The sequence below is a fragment of the Microbacter margulisiae genome, from assembly GCF_014192515.1.
Classification (GTDB): Bacteria; Bacteroidota; Bacteroidia; order Bacteroidales; family Paludibacteraceae; genus Microbacter; species Microbacter margulisiae.
In genome coordinates this window covers 1,604,717-1,631,669 of the sequence record NZ_JACHYB010000001.1, presented here as the reverse complement: position 1 = coordinate 1,631,669, position 26,953 = coordinate 1,604,717, and the positions used below count along the sequence as shown (strand labels likewise).

The window sequence follows — 26,953 nt, the reverse complement described above, 5'->3', positions numbered from 1 at the left end:
AATCATGGAAGACAACATACAACAAAGATCAATGTGAACATGCATAAGTGATTGTCATTGCATAAATTATTCATTGAACTTTTGCATGTCATACAACACCTGTCAATAAGTAATTATTACAATATCATGATTGATTATCAAGAACATATAACAAACTACCTTGCAAGGGGCTTCCGCCCCTTCAACCCCGACCTGCTTTTTGTCTTGAAACAAAAAGTAGGCAAAAAATTAACTTCGTTGAAAGCACTATGTTCGGCAGAACCAAAATGGGATTTTGTCTCTGCCCTCGCTGAAACGTGCTTTTCAAGACTATGTCCGCTTCGCTCAAAAAACGGGCGTTCGTCGACTCAAATCGTCCAAACTCACTCCTTCGTCGCTCAAACAGGACGATTTTTAGCCGCCGCCTCACTTGCTTTTTGGCTCACCGGACAAGGTCGTTCCCCATGCACCAACGTAATCTCTTTTCATTAAACACCTTATAGAGCTTGCGAAAGTTGAATTATTAATACCGGCGGATCCCGAACTGCTTACGGTGTAAAATATACCCGGCATTCCCGTTGATGGCGAACATGAAGTTTTTTGTCCAAAGTTCTTTCTTATCCCTCTCTTGATATAGACGGCTTTGACACTGCTATTCAAAAGAGCCAAGAACCAAGAGTCAAGAACCAAGACAATCTGCTATGGAAATTTTAGATTAACCAGATTGCCGATTTCCCGGTTCTTCCTGTAACTTCCTACTGTTTTATCAGTTATTCTGTTATTCCGTCACTCAGTCATTCTGTTATTCAGTAATTTGATTGCTACTATCTACTGAATAGTTATCTTCTCATCTTCCTGTATCTTCTTTAACTTCCAGATTTTCATTGTCAACTGTCCATTGTCCATTGTCAATTGATGTCCATGCCTGAATATCGTTGACCGTTTTGTTACCTATTTTTTTCATCTATACTTTCAGAACAAAATGATGATAATGCAACTATTGTTGATAATGGGCAATAACTTTTAGCGAAGCGTCAAGAAAGTTATTCTCGTTATCAACAATTTGACTCCTTAGAGTCAGTGTTTACATGTTCAGTATAATTAGCCATACAAAAATATTCATTTTCGAACTGCTTTGGACTTTTTCGTTGTAACTTACTATGCGGTTTTTGGGTATTGTAAAGAAACACACTTCGGTCAACCTCTATCTGTAATTGTTCGAAAGAATTGATAACTCTATGAATTAGATAGTTGTTTTTAATAATGCCGTTAATGCGTTCAGCTTTTCCATTCTCCCAGGGATATTGACACATACTGTTTCTGATTTTGTATTTTTCAGTCAGTTTCAGGAAATCTTTATCATAATACTGCCCACCTCCGTCAGAATGAAAAATAAGCGCATGAATACATATATTCAAATCCATGCAGGATTTGATTGCTTTTTGTAAAGCAGGCAAAGTAGTTTGTTCGGTCTTTAATCGTTGTGAAATGGCATGACCCACAATTACTCTGGAGAAAGCGTCCATGATAAAGGTTATGTAATAAAACTTTCCGTTGAGATCAAAGTAAGTAATATCACTTTGCCAAACCTGATTGGGTTTATTAATAACCAATCCGATCAGCAGATTATCAAACCGGATTACACCCGAACTATCGGTGGTTTTTCGCAAGTTATGTGTGCGCTCCACCATTAAGCCGGATTCCTTACAAAGTATTTCAAAACGATCCCTGCCCATATCAATGGGAGCTATTTTGAAATACATATCGCGTAATCCCATCGTAGGATGATCCTCACGGACACGATATACTAACATTAGAATTTGTTCTTCAATAGAGCGTTCTTGCAGGTATCTGTCCATGCGCTGATGAAAAGCCTGTTTGCTTACTCCGATACTTTGATAGAGTTTGTTTAAGCTGTAAGCCATCACTTTCCGGTTTGCCCAGAAGTACTGGATGGTGTGGAAAAGAATTTTTTTTTAATATCCACTCCATAGGTTTCTTCTGCTAACTCTATCATCTTATCCTGAAAATCAATGAGTATTTGCTTTTGACCAATGATGCGTTCAAGTTCAGATATCCGTTTCTTGAGTTCAATAAGTTGACGGGTGTCACTCTGGGTTTCGACAATCATACGTTCTCCTTTGTCCTTTTTCATGCTGCCAAATTTATCTATCCAAAGATAGACATTTTTATAAGCAACCTGATACTGAGAACAAATCTCTGATACTTTGGTTTGTCCCGTTTCAATTTCCCGAACTTTTTGAATCTTGAAATTGTCACTGAATTTACGCCGACGACGTTCGGCTGTACTCATTTTTAATTGATCTGGTCGTGCCATGTTGTTTCACTTTTTAGTTGTTTTTGTTACTCTAAAGTGGTCAACTTATTTCAGGCATGGACAGAATCGGTTATTCTGTTATTTCCCGTATTTTATATTCCAGTTCATTTAACGATACTACATCCATTTCGGGTTTCATCTGCCAGCCTTTTTCTATTGGAGATACGATAAACACATGCCGTGGGGCTATGTCTGCAATTGCATGGTAGTTTCCCCTGGAGAGAACAGGGGCATAGCTTGATTTGCATTCTATGGCTAAAACAATTCCTTTGACAGTTACAACGAAGTCTATTTCAGCGCCATTACTGGTTCGATAAAAGTTAAATATCGCATCCGGAAATAACCCTTTCAGATTGGATAAGACAATTTGCTCCCAGATAGCGCCCAGTGATGGATGACCCGCAATCTCTTCAAAACTTCGCAAGTTAAGCAAAGCAGCCGTAATGCCTGTGTCAGCAACGTAGACTTTAGAAGCTTTTACCAAGCGTTTCCCTGTATTGGAGATGTAGGCAGGCACAACTTCCACCATAAAGGTACTTTCCAGTAAGTCGATATAATTTTTCACAGTTACCGACGAAACTCCCAGTGATTTGGCCAGGGTAGAGTAGTCTACCGTTTGCCCGTTGACGTGGGCCAGCATTTGCCAGAGACGTCTCATGGCAGATGGAGTAACCCCTCTCCAAAACAGCAAATCCCTTTCCAGAAAGGTAGAGATAAAGTTTTCGCGCCATTCAAACGATGCATCAGGATTTATGGCAAGAATGCTCCGGGGAAAGGCCCCCATTGAGAAATAGGTTTCAAAGTTGACGGTTCCGTGTAATTCTTTCCATAGGAAAGGAGTGAGTCGCTTATAACTTATTCTGCCGGCAAGTGATTCAGCGCTCTGTTGCAATAGATCCCGGGAAGCTGATCCAAGTAACAAAAACGAGCCGTTCGTTCCCCATTCATCCACAAGGCTTCGTATCAATGGGAATAGCATGGGTTGCCGTTGCACTTCGTCAATGCATATCAGTTTCCCTTTTTGGGTGGATAGAAACCATTCTGCATCATTCAGTTTTTGCAAATCAGATGGCCGTTCCATATCTAAATAGATGCTGTTGGGCTGGCTTGTGAGGATGTGCCTGACTAATGTGGATTTTCCACATTGCCTTGGCCCGATTAGCGCTACCACTGGATTGTTGTTTAGTGATGTAAGGATATTGTTCTCTATTTCCCTGGGAATATACATAGGTGAGGAATGTTTGTTTTATCATGCAAATATAAATATAAAATTTGAAATTGCATGGATGAAAATGTGAATAACAGGAAGGAAGTTTGCTACAAATAGTAAGCGGTTCCACCGCAAGGTGATGTTGTTCGGTAACTTCTTTTCTTCCTGTATCTTCTTTAACTTCCTGCTGTTTTGTTATTGATTCTTGGAGCTTCGCCCCAAACCCTACTTCCTTTCTTGTCTTGATACCAGAAAGGAAGCAAAGAACTTAACTTCGTTGAAAGCACTACGCTCGGCAGAGACAAAATATCATTTTGTCTCTACTCTCACTAAAACGTGCTTTTCAAGACTCTGCCCGCTTCGCTCAAAAAACGGGCGCTCGCAAACGGGAATCGTCCAAACTTGTTTCCTCCTTCGTCGGAAACTTCAAACAAGGACGATTCTTTCCGTTTCCTTGCTTGTTTTTTGGCTCACCGGCCAATGTCCTTCCAAATCTGTTTACGGCGCTTCTTCATGTTATTATTATGTTTGTTAGTTTACAGAAGAGAGGAAATGAAGTGTTGCGTAAAATAGACAAGAGTCCATTTACCATTTACTATTAACCGCTGTATTCTGATTTTCATTGTCAATTGTCAACTGTCAACTGTCCATTGATTTGGAGCTTTGCCCCAAACCCTACTTCCTTTCTTGTCTTGATACCAGAAAGGAAGCAAAGAACTTAACTTCGTTGAAAGCACTACGCTCGGCAGAGACAAAATATCATTTTGTCTCTACTCTCACTAAAACGTGCTTTTCAAGACTCTGCCCGCTTCGCTCAAAAAACGGGCGCTCGCAAACGGGAATCGTCCAAACTTGTTTCCTCCTTCGTCGGAAACTTCAAACAAGGACGATTCTTTCCGTTTCCTTGCTTGTTTTTTGGCTCACCGGCCAATGTCCTTCCAAATCTGTTTACGGTACATCTTTATGTTATTGTGTTATTTGTTTACAGGTTATTCAGTTTTGCGAAGATGTCAGAGCTAACGCTCCTTTTGTTCTGTTGCATACATTTTTCTACGAAGATGACAGGACTATGTCCCTGGAAATTGAAGGTTTGAAGAACATACGGTGCTTTTTCCTGTTATTGAGTTCGTTAGCTTATAGGACAAAGGGACTGAAGAGTTGAGTAAAATAGCCAATAGCCAAGAACCAGGAATCAAGAGCCAAGCAATCTGAGCTAATGTGGTGATGAGATCTGAATAAAAAATGGCAAGGCATGGACAGAAAGAACTACAAAGGAGAATTATGTGTATATTTGTCAATTATAATAGATAAATTTGTTGTTTATCCGAAAAATATCCATTATGATAGATGAAATATTAAAAGCCAGACCCTTTATTCCTCGTCCGATCTATACCGAACGGATAAAACCGTTTATTGATAAAGCAATTATAAAAGTGATCTCCGGACAGCGCAGAGTGGGGAAAAGTTATATCCTTTTTCAATTAATAGAGGATATTAAACAGGCAGATGCATTATCTAATATAATATATATCAATAAAGAGCTAAATCCATACGAACATATTACGGATGATGACATCCTGTATCATTTTGTAAAGGATCATTTGAAGGATGGCGTTAAAAACTATCTCTTTGTGGATGAGATACAAGAGATTGCACATTTTGAGAAAGCGTTGCGGAGTTTGCTTGCCGAAAATTGTTGTGATCTGTTTTGTAGCGGGAGCAATGCCAACATGCTTTCGGGGGAATTGGCCACTTTTTTAGCCGGAAGATATATTGAATTTACCGTTCATTCGTTGGGGTATGATGAGTTTTTGAATTTCTTCCAATTGGATAGTTCGACGGAAAATCTGAATAAATATCTTACGGTTGGCGGGATGCCGTTTTTGAAAGTGATAGGATTAGACGATACCTCCGCGTTTGAGTATTTGCGTAATGTGTACTCCACTATTTTGTTGAAAGATGTTGTGGCTCGTGAAGGAATCCGTAATATCACATTTTTGGAAAACTTGGTGGAGTTTCTTGCTGACAATGTTGGCAATCTGTTTTCGGCTAATAACATAGCAAAGTATTTGAAATTGCAACGTACTTCTGTTACCACACAAGCCGTGTTGAATTATTTGAAGCCGCTTGCTGCTGCATTTTTTGTTTATAAAGTGCCACGTTATGATATTGCAGGATTAAGAGTATTTGAAGTGGGAGAGAAATATTATTTTGAAGACATAGGCCTTCGAAATAGTATTCGTGGATTTAACAGAAGAAAAGATATCAATAAAGTGATGGAAAACGCTGTTTACCTTCACTTAATTCGTTTAGGATATAAAGTGTATGTAGGACGATTTGAATCAACGGAAGTCGATTTTGTGGCGGAAAAAGAAGGGAAATTCATTTATGTTCAGGTGGCATACATGCTTACTGATGAAAGCACGGTGAACCGGGAATTTGGAAATTTGTTAAAAATTGAGGATAACTATCGTAAATATGTGGTAACAATGGATGAATATAGTGCAGGAAGTAATTATAACGGCATTGAACAAATGCACTTAAAAGATTTTCTTTTGACCAAACTGTGAAGATTTTGGCATGGAAGGATTGAGTAAAAGAACCAAGAGTCAAGAGTCAGCAGATTTCTTGGCTTTTTTATTCTGTCCCTCAGTCCATCAATCCTTTGGCTCTTTGAAAATTCCGGGGATAGGATGTTAAAATCATTCTTTTGTTTCTAAAATGCACTATATTTGCAGCATAATAGAAACGAAATGACTTTTCTGGAATTCAAAGATAAAATGTTCGATTTAGCATGCTTCAGTATCTATCAGATATATGCATGGCAGCCTGATTTTGACCGCAATAATCTTACCCGGTGGTCTAAGAAGGGGTATATCATCCGATTAAGACAGGGATATTTTGCTTTTTCAGAATATAAGAACAAGCCGGATTATTCCCTTTATTTTGCCAACCGCATTTACCGACCCTCTTATATCAGCCTGCATACGGCATTGGCATTTTATGGAATGATTCCTGAGGCAGTAGTGCAAATCACGAGCGTAACGTCCCTAAAGACAACCTCATTTCATAATGACTTTGGAGAATACGCTTATCATAATGTCAAAGAAAACCTGATCTTTGGATACGAGTTAAAGCCAATGAAGGGAACTAACGCTATACCGTTTGCCACACCCGAAAAGGCATTGCTTGACTTACTGTACCTCTATCCGTTCTACAACAACAAACAGGAATTGAAAGAGTTACGCTTGGATGGGAGTTTCTTGCATGATAATTTAAATAAGGATTTACTGGCTGATTATTGCGTCCGGTTTCAAAGCAAGGCACTCGACCATCGGGCCAGGTTACTTTTTAAAACCTACCATTTATGATACCCATTGAACAGATAAGAAATTATTTCCCGGATCAACTCCGTAAAAATTCGATTTTCGACAAACATATATTAAAAGAGTATTTACAGTTGATGATGCTGGATTACCTTTCTTCTACACCCTATATCCGGAAGATAGTTTTTATCGGTGGAACAAATCTCCGTTTAGTAAAAGGAATAGACCGATTCTCCGAAGGCCTGGACTTTGATTGCACAGATCTTTCGCAAGATGAATTTATTGAAATGACAAACGAAATAATCCGGTTTTTAAAACGTTCCGGATTACGGGTAGAAACAAAAGACAAAGACAATCCCAGACTGACAGCTTTTAGGCGTAATATCTATTTCCCGGAGCTGTTGTTTGCTTTGGAATTAAGCGGACATAAGGAAGAACGTTTTTTTGTAAAGGTCGAAAGCCAGGGTCAGGGAGTCGCTTATCCACCAGTGATCACGAATATCAAAGGCTGCGGATTCTTTTTCCCTTTCCCGGTTCCCTCCGACGGAGTATTGTGCAGCATGAAGATAGCTGCCATGTTAGCCCGTTCTAAAGGACGTGATTTTTATGACGTGATGTTTTTACTGGCGCAAACCAAACCAGACTATAGTTTTCTTTCAAAACGTTGTGGGGTGCACAATTTGCAAGAGTTCAAACAAGCAACAGCCAAACTACTGGAAACGGTTGATTTAAAAAAGAAGCAAAAAGATTTTGAGCATTTGCTATTCAATAAAACCAATAGCGGGAAGATTTTGAGGTGTGGAGAATTTGTAGATTCACTTACAGAGTAAGGAATCCAATTGACAATGAAAATTTGAAGATAACTATTCAGTAGATAGTAGTGAGTAGATGGTAGTGTAGTAGGAAATCTGAATAACTGAATGACGGAGTAACAGAATAACCGATAAAACAGTAGGAAGTTAAGGAAGGTCAGAAGTTAAGGAAGTTGCATGAAGAAAAGAAGATAACAACCTCAAAGTAGTGTAGTAGCTGGTGGACGGTAGTATAGTAGGAATCTGAACAGTATGAAATTAAATAAGTTACGGAAGTTAGAACCCTCAATCACTCAATCCTTCGATCCTTCAATCTGCTTATATACTGTCCAGTATCGACTAACATAAGTAATACGTGTACTTAGATGGATGTCTCTGTAATTATAGTGAATTACAATACGAAAGAACTGGTTATGCCATGTATTCGTTCGATCGTGACATATACCTGCGATATAGCGTATGAGATTATTGTGGTAGATAATCACTCGGAGGATGATTCTTTAGAAGCTATAAGAACTGAATTTCCCCAGGTGAAGTTGATTGAAAACGATACGAATGTAGGGTTTGGTGCGGCAAATAATATGGGAATGAAGGTCGCAAGCGGGACTTATCTGTTGTTGCTGAATTCGGATACCCTGATCCAAAACAATGCCATCAAACTATTCTATGATTTTTATACGCATTATGCAGAGGGAAATATTGGTGCACTGGGAACTATTTTACGGGATAAAAATGACAATATTGTTCATTCTTCGGGAAGATATCCTTCCATGTGGAGAACGATTCATGACGTTTTGTCGGGTTATGTGGAACGAGGATATTTAATCCGGAAACGGGGGCAGGAGATGTACTGTTATGATGCTTCAACGCCATTTTACATGGTAGATTACATTACGGGTGCTGACCTGTTTGTAAAGGCATCGGTCATGGAGCAATTCAATGGTTTTGATCCTGCTTTTTTTATGTATTTTGAAGATGCTGATTTACAATACAGAATGGGCAAGCCAAGTGGCGGATACCAGAGAATTATTATGAAAGAGCCCAAAATAGTTCATTTAGAAGGCAGGAGCGATGAAAGACCGGATTTTTCAACTGCAAGGCGTATGCAGCATGAGACGAGTATGTTTTACTATTTTCGCAAGCATTCGAAATATTGGAACTACCTATTATTTCGTATTCTCTATTTTGTTATCAGAATACCGATTGTGTTTGATTCCCGGTTGCATACGAAGGAAAAACGAGTATATCTTCAATTTTTACAATCCCGGCTTAAGGTATGAGGTTGATTTGTTTTTGAGCGGAATAGAACGTTATGTCACATTTCGCTTTAGGAGCTACAAAAAAATCAATATGCGTTCGGTAAACAGACCGAAACATTGTAGCTTTGTATTTTATGAGTAAAACGGATTTATATTAAATTTCACCCCTTTTGACCATAGAGAACTGTGACTGAAAAACAACCTGCCATTGTATATTTTGGAAGCAACGCGTATCAAACCCATAAGCGCGGGGTCGAAAACGTCATTGAAATGCAATCGCAGTCGTATAGTTTTCAGCGCATCTATTATATCCATTGGGGAGAGAGCACAACCGCATACAAAGGTGGACGCCACTATATCTGCCTATCGCTTAAGAATGACTGGTTTTGGCCGGTGCGACTGAATGCAATCCTTTTCAAAATTAAACAAAAGCAGAAGCATCTGATTATTCATTCACATAATGCCCTGCTTTCGGCTTTTTTAATCTATAGAACCGGTATTTTATCGGTGCATGACGCTCTTTATTATTTGGATAAGAGCAAACATAAACGTGGGAGGTTGATTTTTTATCTGCTCGAAAAGCTGCTCTATTATCGGTGTGGCCGGGTTCATTTTGTTTCACGGTTTGCTATGGAGCAATCGTTGTTTGGCAGACGAACCAATTATAGTATTATCCCCAATACTTCCCATTATGAACCGATGAGTAACAATGGTCGGAGCTGGGCAGATGATATTGTAAAAAAGGATGATTTTATCCTGATTGTACGAAGTATAGAAGAGCGGGCGGGCATTGATCTGCTGATCAAGCTGGCAGAGTTTTCCCAAGTTGATGGGCGTACATTTGTCGTAGCCGGGAAAGGTCCTTTACTGGAATATTATCAGGAGCAAATTACCCAAAAAGGACTGCAAAATATCCGGATGTTAGGATATGTGGATGATCAGCTTTTGTTGGCGTTATATGCACAATGTGCTTTAGTGATGGTTACAGCAACCTACGGGGAAGGTTTTGGAATGCCTATTATAGAAGGGTATCTGTTCAATAAACCTGTGATTGCTTCGAATTGTTGTGCGATTCCCGAGATTATTATTTCAAACGATTTTTTGTTTGACAATCGGGTTGAAGCTATGGATTGTGCTATCCGGTTTGCCTTGACAAATCGGGACAACTATGATTTTAGGGGTTATTATGAACATCGGTTCTCTAACGAATTAATGATGGAAGCGTATAAATTGTTGTATAACAGAGCTTTGAAATGACGGTTTATTATATTACCATTTTTGTCCTGTTTCTCTTTGCCCTGTTGGATATCAATTATGAGTTATCGGACAGAACATGGCGGTGGATGAAATATGCGATGTTTTTGATGTTGGTGCTGCAGGTCGGACTTCGATGGGAGACCGGAACTGACTGGAATACCTATCTGGATCACTTCAATTCCATTACCGACTGGAGTTCCGTGTCGCCGTTGCAAAATGGGATGGAGATCGGGTATGATGTTTTTATTTATCTCATGAAGATGATCTCCACCAGTTATTCGCTTTTTTTACTGGTACATGCCATCATTTTCTATCTGCTTATTTTTAAAAGTTTTGAGCGTTATGCTCCTTATTTCTATATTTCCCTGTTGATGTTTTATACCCTTTCAATGGGGATGTTGGGCTCAAACCGCCAGCTTATTGCTCTTGCCATCTGTTTTTGTGCTTTGCGGTATGTTGTTGAAGCCAAACCCTGGATCTTCTTTTTGCTGGTTGCGGTTGCTGCCAGTTTTCATACTTCTGCCATTATGTTTGGCGTGTTTTATTTCATGAACCGTCAAATCCGTGTGTATTATATCGTATTGATTTTAGCGATTGCCTTTGTGATTGGGGAGAGTCAGGTTCCTTTGATGCTCTTTTCTAAAGCAGGAAGCTTATTGGGAGGGAATGCGGCAAGCCATATCAATCAATATCTGAACGATTTGAATGATAATGTGCGACAGAATCAATTATCTATTACAGGCTTGTTGAAAAGAATCGTGTTTGTTGCTTTCTTTCTTTACCAAAGAGAAAAACTCAAGGATGAATTGCCCTATTATACGCTATTATTGAACGGTTATATTCTGGGCCTGGTAATTTACTTTCTGTTTGCGAATACATTGTTGGTGATGATCAGCCGGGGAAGTTTTTATTTTAATATGATGGAACCCTTGTTGCTTTCGTCGCAACTTTTATTATTTAAAGGTAAAGAGAACAGAACTATTGTCGCGTGTGTCCTTTTGGTTTTTGCTGTGTTGTTTTTATACCAAAGCATTGCTTCGTTTCCTGATCTGTTTGATCCTTACAAAGGATTATTTCTCAATACAACCTATTTCAGAACGATGTATTAAAGGATGATAATATTGTTAACGCAATTATGAAGATCTATTTAGATAACATTATTTTTTCCATTCAAAAAGCGGGCGGCATTTCTATTCGCTGGAAAGAGTTGTTGTCGAGTATAAGCCGATCGGAATTGCAACAAGCTGTGTATTATATTCAGTATAAAAACAGTAGCGCCAATATTTACGATCAGGAAATAAAGAGGATGATGCCTTCAGATCATATGATCCAGAGGAAGCATTATTACTTTTCGAGGTTATTTTCATTACACCTACCTGAGCAAGAAGATAAATTTATTTTTTATTCGAGCTATTACAGGGTGTCATCGAATCGGAATGCGATCAATGTGCTCACTTTTCATGACTGCATTCAGGAGTTTTATATGAAGGGTTTGCAGAATAAGGTGGCCATTTTTATGAAAAGGCGTGCTGTTAAAAAAGCGGATCATATTATCTGCAATTCATATACTACAAAGCGCGATTTAATGGCTGTGTATAACTATCCTGAACAACAGATATCGGTTATTTACAGCGGTGTGAGTCCTTGCTTCTTCCCAATGGATTCTACTATTCGTCCCAACTCTTTATTGTTTGTCGGAAGCCGGGCAGCATATAAACGGTTTGATTTTGTGATAGCATTGTTGAAACATAACCCAGGTTGGAGATTAACGGTTGTGGGAGGAGGCGATTTTTCGAAGCGGGAATTGGCTTTAATGACCGAGGTAAGGAATAGGGTGGAACATTTGCAAGGGATCACCGAGAGTCGATTGAATGAATTGTATAATGCTGCAACGTGTCTGATACATCCATCCCAATACGAAGGGTTTGGAGTACCGGTGGTGGAAGCCATGCGTGCCGGATGTCCTGTGGTTGCTTTTGCGTGTCCCGCTGTAAAAGAGATTGCAGGAGAGGGAGCCTTGTTGTTTGATCGATATGATGTTCACGTATGTTCTCAGTTGATAGATTCATTGCAGAATGTAGAAATCAGAAAAAAGCTACAGAAAAAAGCTTTTATCGTTGCCCAAAAGTATTCGTGGGAGAAGGTAGGCTGTGAAACTGTTCAATTGTTGCAGAATATTTAAAATCAATTATTTGTGGAAAATAAGCTATGAATAGTTGCTTTTTTTGTCGGTCAATATGCAATAAGATTAAAAATTCTCCGTTATATATAAATTGTTTGTCTATCTTTAATGATTGAAAGATTCTTCCCGGGATTTTCGATTTTGATGAATATGGCAAAGTCGTAGATCAGTGTTTAACATAATAAAAAGCATAGATGCGGATTTCCATTATTACTGTAGCTTATAATAGTTCTGATACCATACGGGAAGCAATAGAATCAATATTAGCACAAACTTTTTCAGATATTGAATATATCATTATCGACGGTCAATCGCGGGATAATACAGTAGCAATTATTAAAGAATATGCCTGTCGATTGGGGAATCGAATGCGTTGGATCAGTGAACCGGATAGCGGTATATATGACGCACTGAATAAAGGCATCCGCATGGCAACGGGAGACATCGTGGGGTTTCTTCATTCGGATGACGTCTTTTCTTCAGTTAATGTATTATCCCGTATTCATCATGTTTTTGAAACGTACCACGCCGATGTGGTTTATGGGGATCTGGTATATGTAAAGCATTCAAACCTTACTAAAGCCATTCGTTATTGGGAAAGCAAGGAATTTACGGATGCATTACTTCAAAGAGGATGGATGCCACCTCATCCAACTGTCTTTGTGCGAAGGGAAGTTTATCAGCATAATGGGTTGTATGATCCCAAGCTACAGATATCTGCTGATTATGATTTTTTATTGCGTATCTTTAAGAATGAAAAATTACGGATGGTGTATTTATCCACTCTTATCGTAAAGATGAGAAGTGGTGGCATTAGTAATCGTAACCTACCGAATATAGTACAGAAGATGCGGGAAGACTACCAAAGTTTGCAACGAAATCAAATTTTTTGTCCCATGCTTGCTTTGTTTCTGAAAAATGTGACAAAACTTCGGCAATTTATTATCAGGAAAAATATTTGATGTCTGGAGAAAAATTGAGATTCGCGGATGAAGTTGTACAGCTTTAATACATAAATGGCAAGATAATTTTTCGGTTTCGGGGGTAGTTGGGGAAATGTAGCAAATACCACTCATGATGATTTCGGGCACGGGGGATAAGATTGGCCCATGTCCATATCATAAAGGTAAATGCTGGCAAATTCCAGGCCATGAGAGCAAAGCCTGTCCATTCGATGATTTCACCCAGCAGATTGGGCGACGAAACAAAATCAAATAACCACCCCTGGGGAATTTTATATTCGGTTTCGCCGGGTTTCCGTAAATGAATGAGTATATTGTCGGCTTTCCAATTGATGAAAATTCCTGTCAGGAAGAGTATTATGCCTATAAGGAAGTGAGGCGTTCCTAACCATGTCGCATTATAATGTTGTACCGGAGCCAATGACGCCAGATAATATCCGTTTAATCCTGCATTAATTATGTTGAAAAAGATTGCGCTTAGCATAATGATTACCGGCATTTTCCTTGGTGTTTTTCGGATGCGGAAAGGATAAATCAGGCTACGATTGATGTAATGGATAATCCAAAGAGCAAACAGTAACCAAACAAAGGGTTGCATAGAGTTAGATCCTGCCAAAAGGAAGTAAACCATCACGAATAAAGATGGAAATTCCATTACAACCCAAGCCAGTTTGTTGTTGACAGTCCAGCCCCACTTGTCTGTAGTGTGCCTTCCGAAAGGAGCCGTGACATAAAACAGGGTGATATGTACAATCACAGCCATGGCAATCCAAATAAAGGCGATGATCCGGAGTGTTTCTAATGTCATGATGTTCGTTTGATGATGCAAATATCTGATTTTTTGTCCTTTTTTGCAATAATAATCTGAGATACAATATCATTTTTCCCTTTTTGGTTTATTTTTGTAAGTCAAAATGGATGATTAAATGATCGAACACAAAAGAGATGTTTCATAAAGTGCTTTGAAAAAATGGTTTATGTTATTGTGAAACATGATATCGATCTGATCTTTTGAAAATAAATGCCAAACAGATGAATATTATTGATTTGTTGGAACAACTTGAAACAACTTTACACAAAGAATGGAAACAAGATGATTCTCCTGAGATGTCTGACGTGTCGCAGGAGAATGCATCGGATGAACCGAAAGCGAGAAAGAAATATTCATTCCGTTCGGTGATGTCATTGCTTTTCTCGTTTGTGATTGATGCCATTAAAATCCCATTCCTTTGGACAGCGCGTTTTTTGAAACAGGAATTAATTCACGCGATCAAAAAAGATTTGCAAAACATGGCTTTAATAGGGCTTCTGCTGATTATCCTGTTGATCTTCTTTGCCGTGCTCTGGTTTTCTGTATCGGTATTGATTGGAGTGTTTTTCTATGAAAAAGGGAATGCTCTGTTGCTTTCTGTTCTTTATGTCGTTATATTCCAATTATTCAGCATGATGGCGGTGGGTCTTTCCATTTATTTCATTGCCAAGAAAAGACATGCTGCTTCCATGATTCATAAAATCTCGCAGGCTGCCAGAAGGGCTTCCGCGAAGTAATCCTAACAATAAAAAATCGTATAGAACGTTGCGCATGAATTCAATATTATTAACCAGGCAAATGTGTATTGCATGAAGCCTAAAAAATGGAAAGGATAACGATTATGGTAATTTTTTATGTAGTTGTAGCAGCTATTGTTGTGTTTTTCTGGGGAGTGCGTATTGTACGGCCCACACATCGCGGTTTAATTGAACGGTTGGGAAAATACCACCGGTTTGCCAAACCGGGTTTTCATTGGATAATCCCAATTATTGAAAAAATGTATGCGGTGAACATTACGGAGCAAATGGTGAATGCCGATCCACAGGAAATTATTACGAACGATAATTTGAATGCCAGTGTGGATGCACAAGTCTATTTCAAGGTAAAAGAAGACGAAGAGAGCGTGAAAGGGTCACTTTATAATGTAAATAACTACAAGTGGCAGATTGTGAACCTTGCCCGGACAACGCTTCGTAACATTATTGGGACGCTGACCCTGAAGTCTGCCAACAGCGAACGGGGAAAGATCAATGCCGAGTTGCATCGGACTTTGTTGCTTGAAACACAGACATGGGGCATTCAAATTGTGCGCACGGAGTTGAAAGAGATAGATCCGCCGCGCGATGTACAGGAAACGATGAATAAAGTTGTAAAGGCTGAAAACGAAAAGATTGCTGCTATTGACTTTGCGTCTGCACGCGAAACGGCTGCCGATGGTGAAAAACGAGCTAAGATTAAAGAAGCCGAAGGTTACAAGCAATCACAAATCCTGCATGCCGAGGGTGAAGCCGAGGCTATTCGACTGGTCAACGAAGCTGCTGATAAATACTTTATAGGCAATGCTCAATTGCTGAAGAAACTGGATACGTTGCAGGCTTCACTGGAAAATAATGCAAAAATTGTTATTCCAACCGGCACAGAGCTGGTGAATATTATTGGAGAAATGGCTGGTATTGTGCCACTTGACCATAACAAGAAAAAACAAGCATAGAAGGAATCTTGCAATATGAAAAGAAGGAAGAACCACTCAAGTCATTGAAAGTGGTTCTTTTTTTATGCAAAAACTTGAAAATGAGAGAAGATGATAAAACAGCAAGAAGTTAGAGAAAATACGGGAAGAGGAGAAGTTAAAGAAGATACAGGAAGACGCATTCAATTGACAATGAGAATCAGCATACAGCAATTAATTTTCAACTTTACACCTTTCACCTTCAACCCGTTGTTTGTTGTTCAACCTTCGACTCTTGGTTCTTGGTGATTCCGATAAAAAATGCTGCTTTCGGTTGGCATCCGAAATTAAAAATTATATCTTTGAAAAAGTTTTGCATGCTTTTGCATGTGTATCTTGAAAAAAATGACCTTGGCGAACTCATTATATAATTAACAACTAACTCATCGGATGACTTTAAGTCATCCGATGAGTGCAATTAAAGATAAATTATAAACGAATGAAAGAGCTCATTACCAAAACTATTGATCTGCAACATGGCGATCCAGAGGTTAAGAGGCGAGAAATTCTGGATTATTTTGAAAAAACCTGGGCTATTGACGAAAAGCTGTACACTCAGTTGAAATCGGATGAGGTGTTTTATCATCGTGGCGACCCGCTTCGGCACGTACTTCTTTTTTATCTGGGGCATACTGCTGTATTTTATATCAATAAACTGATTTTGGCTAAGATTATTGATCAGCGAATTAACCGCGACTTTGAATCCATGTTTGCCATTGGAGTGGACGAGATGAGTTGGGACGATTTGAATGAAAAACATTATAACTGGCCTCCTGTGGAGGAAGTTCGCGCGTATAGGGAGAAAGCGAAAGAAGTGGTTTTGGAGGTAATCCGTAGCATGCCTGTGGCATTGCCCACCAATTGGGAAAATCCTTTGTGGATTATCCTGATGGGCATTGAACATGAACGTATTCACCTGGAAACATCATCAGTACTGATTCGTCAGTTGCCACTGGATGAAGTGGCGTCCGGCTTGTTTGGGAAAATTTGTCAGGAATGGGGTGAAGCGCCTCACAACAGCATGTTGCCGGTTGCTGGAGCTGTGATGACATTAGGTAAGCCTGCTGATCATCCTTTGTTCGGGTGGGATAATGAATATGGTAAATATACTGAAGCAGTCCCTGATTTTAAAGCTTCTGCCATGCTGGTTTCCAATGGGGAATTTCTTGCTTTTGTTCAGGATAATGGATATCATATTCAGGAATACTGGACGGAAGAAGGCTGGAGCTGGCGTAATTATAAGCAAGCCGAAATGCCTCTTTTCTGGCGTCGTGACGGAGAATCCTATTGGTTGAGACTGGTAGCTGAAGAGATTTCCATGCCATGGAACTGGCCTGTAGAGGTGAACTATCTTGAAGCGAAGGCTTTTTGTAATTGGAAAAGCCTTAAAACAGGGAAGACATACCGTCTGCCTACCGAAGCGGAATGGGTACGATTGGCGGAAGTTTGCCAGGTGCCTGACGAACCGGAATGGGAAGTGGCTCCGGGAAATATTAACCTGGAGCATGGAGCATCACCTTGCCCTGTCGATCGTTTTCGCATGGGCGACTTTTATGATGTGATAGGGAATGTATGGCAATGGACGGAGACGCCGATAACCGGTTATCCCGGATTTAAAGTACATCCGGTGTATGATGATTTTTCGACACCGACTTTTGATGGCAAACATAATTTGATTAAAGGAGGTTCATGGATTTCTACGGGGAACGAAGCAACGCACCATGCGCGGTATGCGTTTCGCCGTCATTTTTATCAGCATGCCGGGTTTCGTTATGTAGAGTCTGAAACGCCTTTGGTTATTCATAACGACGAATATGAAACCGATGTGGAAGTTGCTTTGTCATGCGAGGCTAATTGGAGCGATACGATTGATTCGTTATCTAATTTTTATCAAAAGCTGGGTAGTTCTATCCTTGACGTACTTCGGGGGAGGTCTATTCAGAAAGTGCTTGATCTGAATGCGGATACCGGTCGATTGGCTTTTGAACTGGCTACTGCTTTTCCTGATGTAACGGCGCTTGATTTTTCCGCCCGTTTTATTCGCATACCGGATCAACTAAAAGAAAAGGGATTTATGCGTTATATTATGAAAGATGAGGGAGAACTGGTGTTTTATCGTGAGATTGTGCTTCCCGAAACGTTAGCCAAAGGAAAGGATCATATCCTGTTTATGCAGGCTGATGCTCATAATCTGAAATCACTGTATTCGGGCTATGACTTGATTGTGATGCCGAATTTACTGGAAGAGTTGCGCTATCCGACCGCTTTCCTGCAACATATTCATGAAAGGCTTAATGATAAGGGTTGGCTGGTAATTGCCTCGACATATGCATGGAATGGACAGATGGCTTCCCGGGAATTCTGGCCGGGCGGATTCAAACTGGATGGCGAGCCATTGACCTCTTTCGAGGGTATTCAGACCATCCTGGAGCCTCATTTTATGCTTCACGGAAAACCGTTTGACTTGCCGTTGAATATTCGTAAATCATCAAGGGTTACCGAAATCAAACGTTGCGAAATCTCTTTCTGGCAAAAAAAATCAGTAAAATTATAAACACATGAAGTTATCCGACAATAAAATCTTGATTACAGGGGGAGCGACTGGCATTGGGCTGGGGCTTACGGAGCGGTTTTTGCAGGAAGGTAATACGGTTATCATTTGCGGCAGAAGAGAGGAGGTGCTGCAGGAGGTTGTGGACAAGCATCCGTCTGTGATTGCCAAGGTGTGTGACCTGTCATTGCCATTCGAAAGGGAACGCCTTTTTCAATGGATTGCTGCAGCTCATCCTGATGTGAATGTGCTAGTGAATAATGCCGGCATCCAGCAGCGCATGTCTTTGTTTGACCATGACTTTGCGGCACGTGCCCATGAAGAGATTGCTATCAATGTTGAGGCTCCGGTTCATCTGATATCTTTGTTTTTGAAATTAAAATCGCTGAACACCATTGTGAATGTTACTTCCGCACTCGGCTTGGTACCTATGTCGCAGGTAGCGGACTATTCAGCTACAAAGGCGTTTTCCCATTCTTTTACAGCTTCGATGCGTGCCATTTTGGCATCGAGTCACGTTGAAGTGATCGAAATTATTCCTCCGGCGCTTAATACTGATCTCGGAGGCAAGGGGCTTCATGATTATGCTCCATCTGTGAGCGATTTTATTGCCCATATTTTTGAACAATTGACAAAGGGAGAAACAACGCTTACGTTTGGGTATAGCGAATCATTATCCAAAATTGGACTGGAGGAATGGCAGCAGGTATTTGACCGTATGAACACTCCCCGGTAGTACGAATTGCAAGCGAACAACCCTTCGCGGATGAATCTTTAATGTGAAATACTTTGTCGCACTGGTGCGGCAAGCAATATTCTTAACGCTCTTTAGCCGTGCATTCGTGCAGAAACCAATATTTTTAACGTTCTTTATCTGCGCATCAGTGAGGGAAACAATATTCTTAATGTTCTTTAGCCGCGCAGCAATGCGGCTGGTAATTTTCCCAACGATATGGTTCGTTGCACTGTTGGTTAGGGTAATTTCTGCTTTGAGAAAGCGGTTTGATATGTAAAAACAGCAAGAAGTTGAGGAAGTTTCTTCAAGTATCGGAAGCTACAAGAATAACTGAAATAATGTGGTGATGTGATAAGGAGCTGATAAGATAATTAACGGATTGAGTAAAAAAATCAAGAGTCGAAGGTTGAACAACAAACAACGGGTTGAAGGTGAAAGGTGTAAAGTTGAAAATTAATTGCTGTATACTGATTCTCATTGTCAACTGTCCATTGTCAAATTGAATGTGTCTTCCTTAACTTCCTGCTGTTTTATTTCTTTTGATTGAGGATAATCAGGGCAGCCAATACGCCGGGGATCCATCCGCAAAAAGTGAGGATGAGCACGATTAAAAAACTTCCGCATCCTTTGTCGATAATAGCCAGGGGAGGGAAGATGATGGCCAGAATTACCCTGAAAAGACTCATTTGATAAAAAGAAAAGCAGACACAAAGATACAATAATCTTTGTGCCTGCCCATCACTAAAATATATTGAATTTGAAATTCATAAAACGCAGAATACTTTCCACATCCAATGATACTTTTTCAATCAGTTGTCCCGTTTTTCCGCCGAATAATTTTCCTATGACAGCTCCGTTTGATGTTGCCACATAAACCTGTCCGTCTGATTTTTCGTAAACGGCCAGGTTCTTAGGCAACATGGCGCCGATCCGTTTGCGATCATCAGCAGAAAGCATTTCTGCTGACGCTCTCCCGTTGCAATATTGAATAATATCATAATTGCCGATTGGAAATCCACCATGGGTCTGTACCGCCTGGTTTTGATCAATCACGGCTACCACATGCCAGCCCGGTTGTGTGTTAATGTTGTTTACGATGGTAGTCACTGTTTTGTTGAAATCGTAGGGACTTTTCATTTCTTTGATAATCATGTCTCCAGCCGAAAGATTCAGGGTTACGCCTGTGATAATGATGCCGAGCAATACACCGAATAAAGTTGCTATAATGATGGTAATTTTTGTTTTCATATGATGATTTTTTTTCCCAAAGCATAAGAAGCTTTGTGTTGTTTGTTTATAATATTGCTGATTTATCTGTTCATGCGACGATTCTATTCTTCTTCCACACAAATTCTTTCTATTCGCATATTAACGATGGTTTGCCATGCCACGATCCCAATTGTTGCTACAGTAACAAAGAACAAAATCCATGAAATGATTTCAAAAAAAGGCATATGCGTAATCTGATAAGCGGCTACGGAAGCTATGGAGATTGCACTTAAAGGAAAAGTGAATGCCCACCATGAAACAAAGAATCTAAGCTTCATGAAGTTTTTTACCATGAAGGCGAGGAGGATAAGGAAAAAATAGCCTATGAACAATAGAAACAGGGAAAAGTTATCAAAGCTGGTTGTGATGCGCATGTACGATACAAATCCCACAGCCGGTGGGGCTATCAGGATGAAAAACGTTGGGATGAATTTTTCTGGAAGCTGCACATGGAAAACGGCACGGTAAAGAAACAACACGAAAAGGATGATCCAGAAAAAAAATCCTATGGAAAAATAAAAATAGGACAAAAATGGAGGAGCAATATCCACGCCACAAATCGGGATTAAGATAACGCCAACAACGGGAATGAACCATGCTGGGTTGAAATGTTGAAGTTCAAAATTATGCTCAATCCAGAAGCGGATGGTCTTCAGCAATAAAAAAGAATGCAGGAGCATTCCTATCCACCACAACGGTACTGCCAACAGCGGCATAAACGAATAATAATCAATGGAAATTAGCAACAATGATATAGATATTGCTGAAAAAAAATTGATCCGGATACGGTGATGAAAATCGTTTTTTACTTCGGCAGGATAATAAATCCATTTCAGCCCATACAGCAACAAGAAGGTCAGAAAGAGTGCTGATGCCACATAAATGGAAATGGGATAAAGAATGTACGGAAGCCATTGGAGATGGTAAAACTTACCGATCAGAATGGATAAGCCAGTCATACCCATAACCATCGAGAAAATAGTAACAGGGAAAAATTGTAGCTTTTGTTTCATTTGCAGGTTTAGTTTGAATATTTAGAGATAGAATTAATTGTAGCGTATTTGTGGCTTAATGTATTGTTTTATAATACATAGCGTTGATTTGTGAGCCTGAAAAAAAGCGCAAAAAAAGCGTGAGCACATGCGCACTGTACGCACTCACGCAATAAAAAACAAAGAATTATGGAATCAATGATGGAAGAACTGTCCCCACCATTGGTTTTGCCAGTTCATTATGCGGCGTCTAACTAAAAAGTTAATATAGATTGGGTATGAATTACCTAAATATTTTGTCTGATGAGGTTTAGCAATTGCGGCTTTTGCATCAGCCCAGCCTGACGGAATAAAAGCTGACCTTTCTTAAAAACCATCAATGTTGGAACGCCTTGTATGCGGTAATTGTTTGCTATCTGAGGATTTTTGTCGACGTCGATTTTTATCACTTTTACATGATCTCCCAATTCAATGGCAACTTCTTGTAGAATGGGAGATTGCACTTTGCAGGGACCGCACCATTCGGCAAAAAAATCAATAATTACCGGCTTGTCACTTTGAATAAGTTCTTCAAATTTTCCATTCATATGAAATTGGTGTTGTCTGTGGGTTTGATTACTGAAGGGATGAACTCCCTGTTATCCATAAAATCTTGGCAAAGATAAAGTGTCAGGTTAAGAAATGCACCGGTGTAAAGTAGTCCCGGCGCATTTTTTTAGACAATTTATATTTCCTCTGTTTCTACTACTTTCGCCAAAAGATCAGAGTAGGGCAGAATCAGATATTTGCTACCTTCAAATTCAATTTCGGTGCCGCTGAATGATTTATAAATAACCATATCACCTGGTTTCACCTCGGCGTTGTCAATGACGCCCATCCATTTGATTAGAGCAATTTGCGACTTTTCTTTCGCTGTATCGGGGATGATGATTCCCGATGCAGTTTTTTGTTCATGTGTGGTTTCGGAAAGATCGAGTACCACTTGTTGATTAACGGGTTGTAGTTCTTTCATACATTATAAAGATTAAATATTGTGAGACTATGAAGTAAATTTCTGTATTATCATAATGTCCAATACTTTACTTCAATGATTTATCAATAGAGTTATGTTAGATTTCCAATAATTCTTTGAGACGGGCCTGATTGAACCCCACGACAATTTGTCCGTTAATATCAGTTTGTGGCACACCTTGTTGTCCTGTACGGCGCACTAGGTCTTCTGCAGCGTGTTGATCGCGGGATACATCCACATCGGTATATGGGATATTATTTTTATGCAACCATGTTTTCAGCGTATTACACCATGTGCAGGTCGGTGTTGAGTAAACAGTCACTCGTTTGACGGTTTTTCCTTCCGCTTTTGCTTTTGCCTGATAGATGGCGCTTTCCATAAGAGCCTTGTAATATGAACTCTCCTGGCATCCTTTTATTGCGTTGACATATTGTCCATTTTCGAAAACCAAAAGAGTTGGAGCGCTGGTAATACCAAAATGGGGATGGATATCGCGTACTTCGGCCACATCAGCCGAGAAAACAGGAATGTTTGGCTCTTGATTAACGACTGAATCTAAATTGCTATATGCACAAAGACTTTGTTCGTTTCCGGCTTTATATAATAGCAGAAACACTTTGTCGTGCCCTGTGGCTTTCTGTTGAAAATCTGCTAATGCACTTACTTTTTCCATAATCGTTTCTGGCGTTCGATTTGTTATAAATTCCCGAATTCGGTGTCTAAGATGTTGGTTATTTGTTGCTTGGTTTGGATGCTTGAAGTGGCCCTGACAACTTTCCCATTTTTATAGTAGATGGTGAAAGGAATGCCCATAAAACCACGAACTTCAGGTAACTGGCGAATAACATAAGCTTCTGGATTATCAAATTCCATATCATAGAATTTAACATGTATATATTCATTTTCCAGATCTTCTGCAATACCATAGACTGGGATGCACATTGGTCCCATGTGTCCGCATATGACCATGACATTTTCGTTTTCGCTAATTATTTTTTGCAACTCTGATGCTGTTTCAATGTGTTTTAAATTAGTGTATAGCATATGGCTCAAAATTTTATAGGTTTGTGTTCCTAAATCCGAATGCAAAATTAGTACCATAGAAAAATAAAGCAAAGCTTTTGGGCTTTGCTTTATACAAGTGCATAATTGAAATAGATCAATATTTTTCTTGTCGCATTTCTATAAAATAGTGAGAGTGCGTTGCATTGAAAATTTTTCCGAGAATGCATTCATCTTAACGGGAGACACATTTATTCCGATGAGTTCTCCTTTATTTTATTCCGTTTGCCTTTAATAATGCATCAATAGAGGGTTCTTGCCCCCGAAATCGTTTATAGAGTTCCATTGGAGCTTCCGTGCCTCCTTTTGAAAGAATATGCGTGCGGAATGCGTTTGCTGTTGCCTGATCGAAGATGCCATGTTCTTTAAAAACAGAGAAGGCATCAGCTTCGAGCACTTCAGCCCATTTATAGCTATAATAACCGGCTGCATATCCTCCTGCAAAGATGTGGCTGAATGCAGTGCTGATGCAGGTGTTATCTACCACCGGTAAGATGCTGGTATTTTTGGTAGCTTGTTTTTCGAATTCAATGACGTTTCCTTCAAATGGCTTTTTGAGTGTATGCCAAGCCATGTCGAGAAAGCCAAAGTTAAGCTGACGGACACACAAATAGCCTACCATATAATTTTCGGCAGTTTTAAGTCTTTGGATTAATTCTGTAGGAATTGTTTCCCCTGTTTGAAAATGCGATGCAAATTGATCAAGGAATTCTTTTTCTGTGCCGTAGTTTTCCATAAATTGTGAAGGTAATTCCACAAAATCCCGATAGACATTCGTTCCTGACAAAGATGCATATTGTGTATTTGTCAACATTCCATGAAGCGCATGCCCGAATTCGTGTAGGAAGGTACGGACTTCGTCGTAGGTTAATAATGCTGGTTTGGTGGAGGTTGGGCGTGTGAAATTCATAACCAGACTGATATGGGGACGACTATTGAAATCGCCATCCATCCATTGCCCTTTGAATTCAGTCATCCAGGCTCCGGCGCGTTTGCCTGCCCGCGGGAAAAAATCGGCATAAAGCAAGGCTAAATAATCGTTGTTTTGATCATAAACTTCAAATACTTTTACCTCAGGATGGTACACCGGAATATTTTGAATCTGCTCAAACCGGATGCCATATAGTTTTTGAGCCAACCCAAAGACTCCGTTTATAACTTTATCCAGCTCGAAGTAAGGGCGTAATGCGTCTTCATTAAAAGCATATTTTTCAGTTTTCAGCTTTTCTGCATAGTAAGGCCAGTCCCATGGCTGGATCGTGAACTCACCTTTATGTTGGCGGAGAAAGTCCTGAACTTCTTCGTATTCCTGTTTAGCAACAGGTTTGTATGCTGACAATAATTTTTGTAGTAATTTATAGACATTTTCGCTACTTTGAGCCATTCGGTGCCGTAGAACATATTCGGCGTATGTGTTGAATCCTAACAGACTGGCTATTTTTAAACGCAGATTGGCAATGTTACGTACAATTTCCTGATTGTCATTTGCGTCATTATGAATGCCTTTTGAAGCAAATGCCAAGTATAAGGTTTTACGTAATTCAGGGTTATCCAAAAATTTCATAGCTGGCACATAGCTTGGTGCAGATAAATCCAAAATCCATCCGGCTTGTCCTTTCTGTTTGGCTTTTTCTGCAGCAATTTCCAAAAAATCAGACGAAAGCCTCTGAAGCTGGGAAGTATCGGTAATAAGCAAAGAATAGTCATTGATTTCTTTCAATACATTGTGTTCAAATTGCAGCGTGGCAGCATTGAGTTGTTTGGTCAATTCACGGTATTGTTGTTTGTCTGTTTCGTTCAGGTTGGCTCCATTGTCAGCAAAATGATCATACGTATTTTGAAGTAATGTCTGCTGCTCAGGAGTCAGTTTTAGCGTGTCGCGTTGGTTGTATACTGCTTTGATACGTTCGAAGAGTTTGTCGTTTAGCGTAATGTTATTGACATGATCGGTTAAAATAGGAGAAAGCTTTTCGGCAATGATTTGCATCTGATCGTTTGTCTCTGCGCTGTGTAAATTGAAAAATACCTGACTGACGTTGTCCAAAAGTCGTCCTGAATGCTCAAAGGCTTCAAATATGTTATGAAAATCAGGTGTTTGTTGATTATTGATAATTGCGGCAATTTCATTGTTTTGTCTGTTCATTCCTTCTGTGAATGCTGTCATATAATGCTCTAATTTGATTTGATTGAATGGGGTAGCATCATGCGGTGTATTATATGGAGACAAAAATGGGTTGTGTGACATGCCTTTTGTTGAAAGTTGCTTTTCTGGAAGAGTCATAAGCTAAAAATGTTGATTTTATATATGCAGGAAAAAGTTGAATGCCTGTCGAGATTAGATCACACAAAGTTATGAGATTTTTGAGTTGAAGCAAAACTCTGGCACGCTGAATGGGGAAGGCCGTGTTTAACTCGATGATACAAATAGTGATGCGGGGATGATCAAGACAGAAATAAGACTGGTGTTTACTTATGCCGAAAACATATTTTGTGCTCTTTGGAGTTTTTGTGTTAATCTCTGTAAATGAACTATCTGAAGATTTTATGTTGAAAAAAAGAGTACCTTTGTCTAAAGTATATGATATAACAATTTGAAAATTGAATGACAGAAATTATTGCCTATGCAACATCATTACTCATTTTCAAAATCAGAACGGTTAGCAGGGGAAAAGAAGATCCAACAATTGTTTGAAAATGGCAAATCATTGATAGCATATCCTTTGCGTGTTCTTTTTTTGCAAAACTCTACACAAGCAGAACCTTGTAAAGTCCTTTTTAGTGTTCCGAAACGCCGTTTTAAGAGGGCTAATAAACGCAATTTACTCAAAAGACGTATGCGCGAGGCTTATCGTTTGAATAAGCAGCTCCTTTATGATGATATGAACGAGCAAAAACAAGGGCAAATGATTGGAATTACATACATAGCCAATGACATATTGCCATTCTCCCTAATTGAAAAAAAAATGACAGAAGCTATGCATATGTTGCAGCATCATTGGGCAAAAGAATGTCATTAGCAGGTTTTTGTAAAAATATAACACCAAATCAATTGTATGCACTGTTTTGCATAAGAGTTATATCTGATTATAAAACAGACAAATGATGCTTATAAAAAAGATTCTATCCTCGTTATTATTGTTACCGATATATTTTTATCGTTATTTTATTTCTCCGATTAAACCACCCACATGTCGCTATACTCCAACATGTTCGCAATATGCCATTGAGGCAATTCAGAAACATGGGCCGTTTAAAGGGTTGTGGCTTGCTGTTAAACGGATACTGAGCTGTCATCCATGGGGTGGGAGCGGCTATGACCCCGTGCCATAATTCGAATTTTGTATGGCATTTGTGTTGAATTGTCGCATTTAATAGGGCTAATTTATTGAAAAACAATTAATTCGTATTTATTATGAAAGCAATTACTCTTTTTTAACTCGATAGAAGAATATGTTATAGAGATGGA

28 protein-coding genes are annotated in these 26,953 nt (G+C 39.5%); 16 read left to right on the top strand and 12 right to left on the bottom strand.

Annotation, left to right across the window (positions count from 1 at the left end; genetic code table 11):
- The first annotated feature begins 126 nt into the window (after positions 1-126).
- Positions 127-471: a hypothetical protein gene (locus tag FHX64_RS06540; protein WP_183412983.1), complete on the top strand. Its 345-nt coding sequence runs from the start codon at positions 127-129 to the stop codon at positions 469-471.
- 563 nt (positions 472-1,034) lie between these two features.
- Here the strand turns inward: FHX64_RS06540 and FHX64_RS06535 are convergent.
- From FHX64_RS06535 to FHX64_RS06525, 3 genes are all read right to left on the bottom strand, one after another.
- A complete protein-coding gene (locus FHX64_RS06535; RefSeq protein WP_183412982.1) occupies positions 1,035-1,904 on the bottom strand; it encodes an IS3 family transposase in 870 nt (289 codons plus the stop codon).
- Positions 1,904-2,317, bottom strand: coding sequence for a transposase (locus FHX64_RS06530; RefSeq protein ID WP_183412047.1), 414 nt, complete (start codon positions 2,315-2,317; stop codon positions 1,904-1,906). The genes FHX64_RS06535 and FHX64_RS06530 overlap by 1 nt, the downstream gene beginning before the upstream one ends.
- A 70-nt stretch (positions 2,318-2,387) precedes the next feature.
- Positions 2,388-3,545, bottom strand: coding sequence for an ATP-binding protein (locus FHX64_RS06525; protein WP_183412981.1), 1,158 nt, complete (start codon positions 3,543-3,545; stop codon positions 2,388-2,390).
- A gap of 1,322 nt (positions 3,546-4,867) precedes the next feature.
- On the opposite strand from FHX64_RS06525, the gene FHX64_RS06520 reads away from it, so the two are divergent.
- The 8 genes from FHX64_RS06520 (at position 4,868) to FHX64_RS06485 (ending at position 13,325) form a co-directional block, all read left to right on the top strand.
- Positions 4,868-6,097 carry an ATP-binding protein gene (locus FHX64_RS06520; protein WP_183412980.1) on the top strand — a complete coding sequence of 410 codons (1,230 nt, stop codon included), beginning with the start codon at positions 4,868-4,870 and terminating at the stop codon, positions 6,095-6,097.
- Positions 6,098-6,280: 183 nt separating this feature from the next.
- Positions 6,281-6,898 (top strand): type IV toxin-antitoxin system AbiEi family antitoxin domain-containing protein, encoded by a 618-nt coding sequence (locus FHX64_RS06515; protein ID WP_183412979.1) that lies wholly within the window; start codon positions 6,281-6,283, stop codon positions 6,896-6,898.
- Positions 6,895-7,683, top strand: coding sequence for a nucleotidyl transferase AbiEii/AbiGii toxin family protein (locus FHX64_RS06510; RefSeq protein WP_183412978.1), 789 nt, complete (start codon positions 6,895-6,897; stop codon positions 7,681-7,683). Before FHX64_RS06515 ends, FHX64_RS06510 begins: the two co-directional genes overlap by 4 nt.
- Before the next feature lie 347 nt (positions 7,684-8,030).
- The gene (locus FHX64_RS06505; RefSeq protein ID WP_183412977.1) at positions 8,031-8,945 is read left to right on the top strand and encodes a glycosyltransferase family 2 protein; all 915 of its coding nucleotides are present in this window, start codon (positions 8,031-8,033) and stop codon (positions 8,943-8,945) included.
- Positions 8,946-9,110: 165 nt separating this feature from the next.
- Positions 9,111-10,181 (top strand): glycosyltransferase, encoded by a 1,071-nt coding sequence (locus tag FHX64_RS14405; protein WP_183412976.1) that lies wholly within the window; start codon positions 9,111-9,113, stop codon positions 10,179-10,181.
- The gene (locus FHX64_RS06495; RefSeq protein ID WP_183412975.1) at positions 10,178-11,290 is read left to right on the top strand and encodes an EpsG family protein; all 1,113 of its coding nucleotides are present in this window, start codon (positions 10,178-10,180) and stop codon (positions 11,288-11,290) included. The genes FHX64_RS14405 and FHX64_RS06495 overlap by 4 nt, the downstream gene beginning before the upstream one ends.
- Positions 11,291-11,316: 26 nt before the next feature.
- Positions 11,317-12,363: a glycosyltransferase family 4 protein gene (locus FHX64_RS06490; protein WP_183412974.1), complete on the top strand. Its 1,047-nt coding sequence runs from the start codon at positions 11,317-11,319 to the stop codon at positions 12,361-12,363.
- 194 nt (positions 12,364-12,557) lie between these two features.
- Entirely contained in the window at positions 12,558-13,325 is a 768-nt protein-coding gene (locus tag FHX64_RS06485; protein WP_183412973.1) for a glycosyltransferase family 2 protein, read from the top strand.
- Positions 13,326-13,368: 43 nt separating this feature from the next.
- Here the strand turns inward: FHX64_RS06485 and FHX64_RS06480 are convergent, their stop codons facing one another.
- On the bottom strand, positions 13,369-14,133 hold the full coding sequence (locus FHX64_RS06480; RefSeq protein ID WP_183412972.1) for a phosphatidylethanolamine N-methyltransferase family domain-containing protein: 765 nt from the start codon (positions 14,131-14,133) through the stop codon (positions 13,369-13,371).
- A 224-nt stretch (positions 14,134-14,357) separates the two neighbouring features.
- On the opposite strand from FHX64_RS06480, the gene FHX64_RS06475 reads away from it, so the two are divergent.
- The 5 genes from FHX64_RS06475 to FHX64_RS06455 all read left to right on the top strand — a co-directional run bounded on the left by FHX64_RS06475 (position 14,358) and on the right by FHX64_RS06455 (position 19,152).
- On the top strand, positions 14,358-14,873 hold the full coding sequence (locus tag FHX64_RS06475) for a hypothetical protein (protein WP_183412971.1): 516 nt from the start codon (positions 14,358-14,360) through the stop codon (positions 14,871-14,873).
- 104 nt (positions 14,874-14,977) lie between these two features.
- Positions 14,978-15,847 (top strand): SPFH domain-containing protein, encoded by an 870-nt coding sequence (locus FHX64_RS06470; RefSeq protein WP_183412970.1) that lies wholly within the window; start codon positions 14,978-14,980, stop codon positions 15,845-15,847.
- 90 nt (positions 15,848-15,937) lie between these two features.
- Positions 15,938-16,114, top strand: a complete 177-nt coding sequence (locus FHX64_RS06465; protein WP_183412969.1) for a hypothetical protein — start codon at positions 15,938-15,940, stop codon at positions 16,112-16,114.
- A gap of 190 nt (positions 16,115-16,304) precedes the next feature.
- Positions 16,305-18,419 (top strand): 5-histidylcysteine sulfoxide synthase, encoded by a 2,115-nt coding sequence (ovoA, locus tag FHX64_RS06460; protein WP_183412968.1) that lies wholly within the window; start codon positions 16,305-16,307, stop codon positions 18,417-18,419.
- Between the two features lie 4 nt (positions 18,420-18,423).
- On the top strand, positions 18,424-19,152 hold the full coding sequence (locus tag FHX64_RS06455) for an SDR family oxidoreductase (protein ID WP_183412967.1): 729 nt from the start codon (positions 18,424-18,426) through the stop codon (positions 19,150-19,152).
- 530 nt (positions 19,153-19,682) lie between these two features.
- Here FHX64_RS06455 and FHX64_RS06450 read toward each other — a convergent pair.
- From FHX64_RS06450 to FHX64_RS06415, 8 genes are all read right to left on the bottom strand, one after another.
- Positions 19,683-19,838: a YqaE/Pmp3 family membrane protein gene (locus tag FHX64_RS06450; RefSeq protein WP_183412966.1), complete on the bottom strand. Its 156-nt coding sequence runs from the start codon at positions 19,836-19,838 to the stop codon at positions 19,683-19,685.
- Positions 19,839-19,893: 55 nt separating this feature from the next.
- Positions 19,894-20,400, bottom strand: a complete 507-nt coding sequence (locus FHX64_RS06445; protein WP_183412965.1) for a DUF302 domain-containing protein — start codon at positions 20,398-20,400, stop codon at positions 19,894-19,896.
- Positions 20,401-20,483: 83 nt separating this feature from the next.
- The gene (locus tag FHX64_RS06440; protein WP_183412964.1) at positions 20,484-21,434 is read right to left on the bottom strand and encodes an SLAC1 anion channel family protein; all 951 of its coding nucleotides are present in this window, start codon (positions 21,432-21,434) and stop codon (positions 20,484-20,486) included.
- A 266-nt stretch (positions 21,435-21,700) separates the two neighbouring features.
- Entirely contained in the window at positions 21,701-22,000 is a 300-nt protein-coding gene (gene trxA / locus FHX64_RS06435; RefSeq protein ID WP_183412963.1) for a thioredoxin, read from the bottom strand.
- A gap of 137 nt (positions 22,001-22,137) precedes the next feature.
- Positions 22,138-22,425: a co-chaperone GroES gene (locus tag FHX64_RS06430; RefSeq protein ID WP_183412962.1), complete on the bottom strand. Its 288-nt coding sequence runs from the start codon at positions 22,423-22,425 to the stop codon at positions 22,138-22,140.
- A 97-nt stretch (positions 22,426-22,522) separates the two neighbouring features.
- Positions 22,523-23,098 carry a thioredoxin family protein gene (locus tag FHX64_RS06425; protein ID WP_183412961.1) on the bottom strand — a complete coding sequence of 192 codons (576 nt, stop codon included), beginning with the start codon at positions 23,096-23,098 and terminating at the stop codon, positions 22,523-22,525.
- A gap of 23 nt (positions 23,099-23,121) precedes the next feature.
- Complete coding sequence (locus FHX64_RS06420) at positions 23,122-23,469, bottom strand: thioredoxin family protein (RefSeq protein ID WP_183412960.1); 348 nt, start codon at positions 23,467-23,469, stop codon at positions 23,122-23,124.
- A 229-nt stretch (positions 23,470-23,698) separates the two neighbouring features.
- A complete protein-coding gene (locus FHX64_RS06415) occupies positions 23,699-25,768 on the bottom strand; it encodes a M3 family metallopeptidase (RefSeq protein WP_246392325.1) in 2,070 nt (689 codons plus the stop codon).
- 340 nt (positions 25,769-26,108) lie between these two features.
- Here FHX64_RS06415 and FHX64_RS06410 point away from each other — a divergent pair, with 340 nt between their 5' ends.
- Both FHX64_RS06410 and yidD read left to right on the top strand, forming a co-directional pair.
- The gene (locus FHX64_RS06410) at positions 26,109-26,504 is read left to right on the top strand and encodes a ribonuclease P protein component (protein ID WP_183412959.1); all 396 of its coding nucleotides are present in this window, start codon (positions 26,109-26,111) and stop codon (positions 26,502-26,504) included.
- Positions 26,505-26,595: 91 nt separating this feature from the next.
- A complete protein-coding gene (yidD, locus tag FHX64_RS06405) occupies positions 26,596-26,817 on the top strand; it encodes a membrane protein insertion efficiency factor YidD (RefSeq protein WP_183413545.1) in 222 nt (73 codons plus the stop codon).
- The last annotated feature ends 136 nt before the right edge of the window (positions 26,818-26,953 follow it).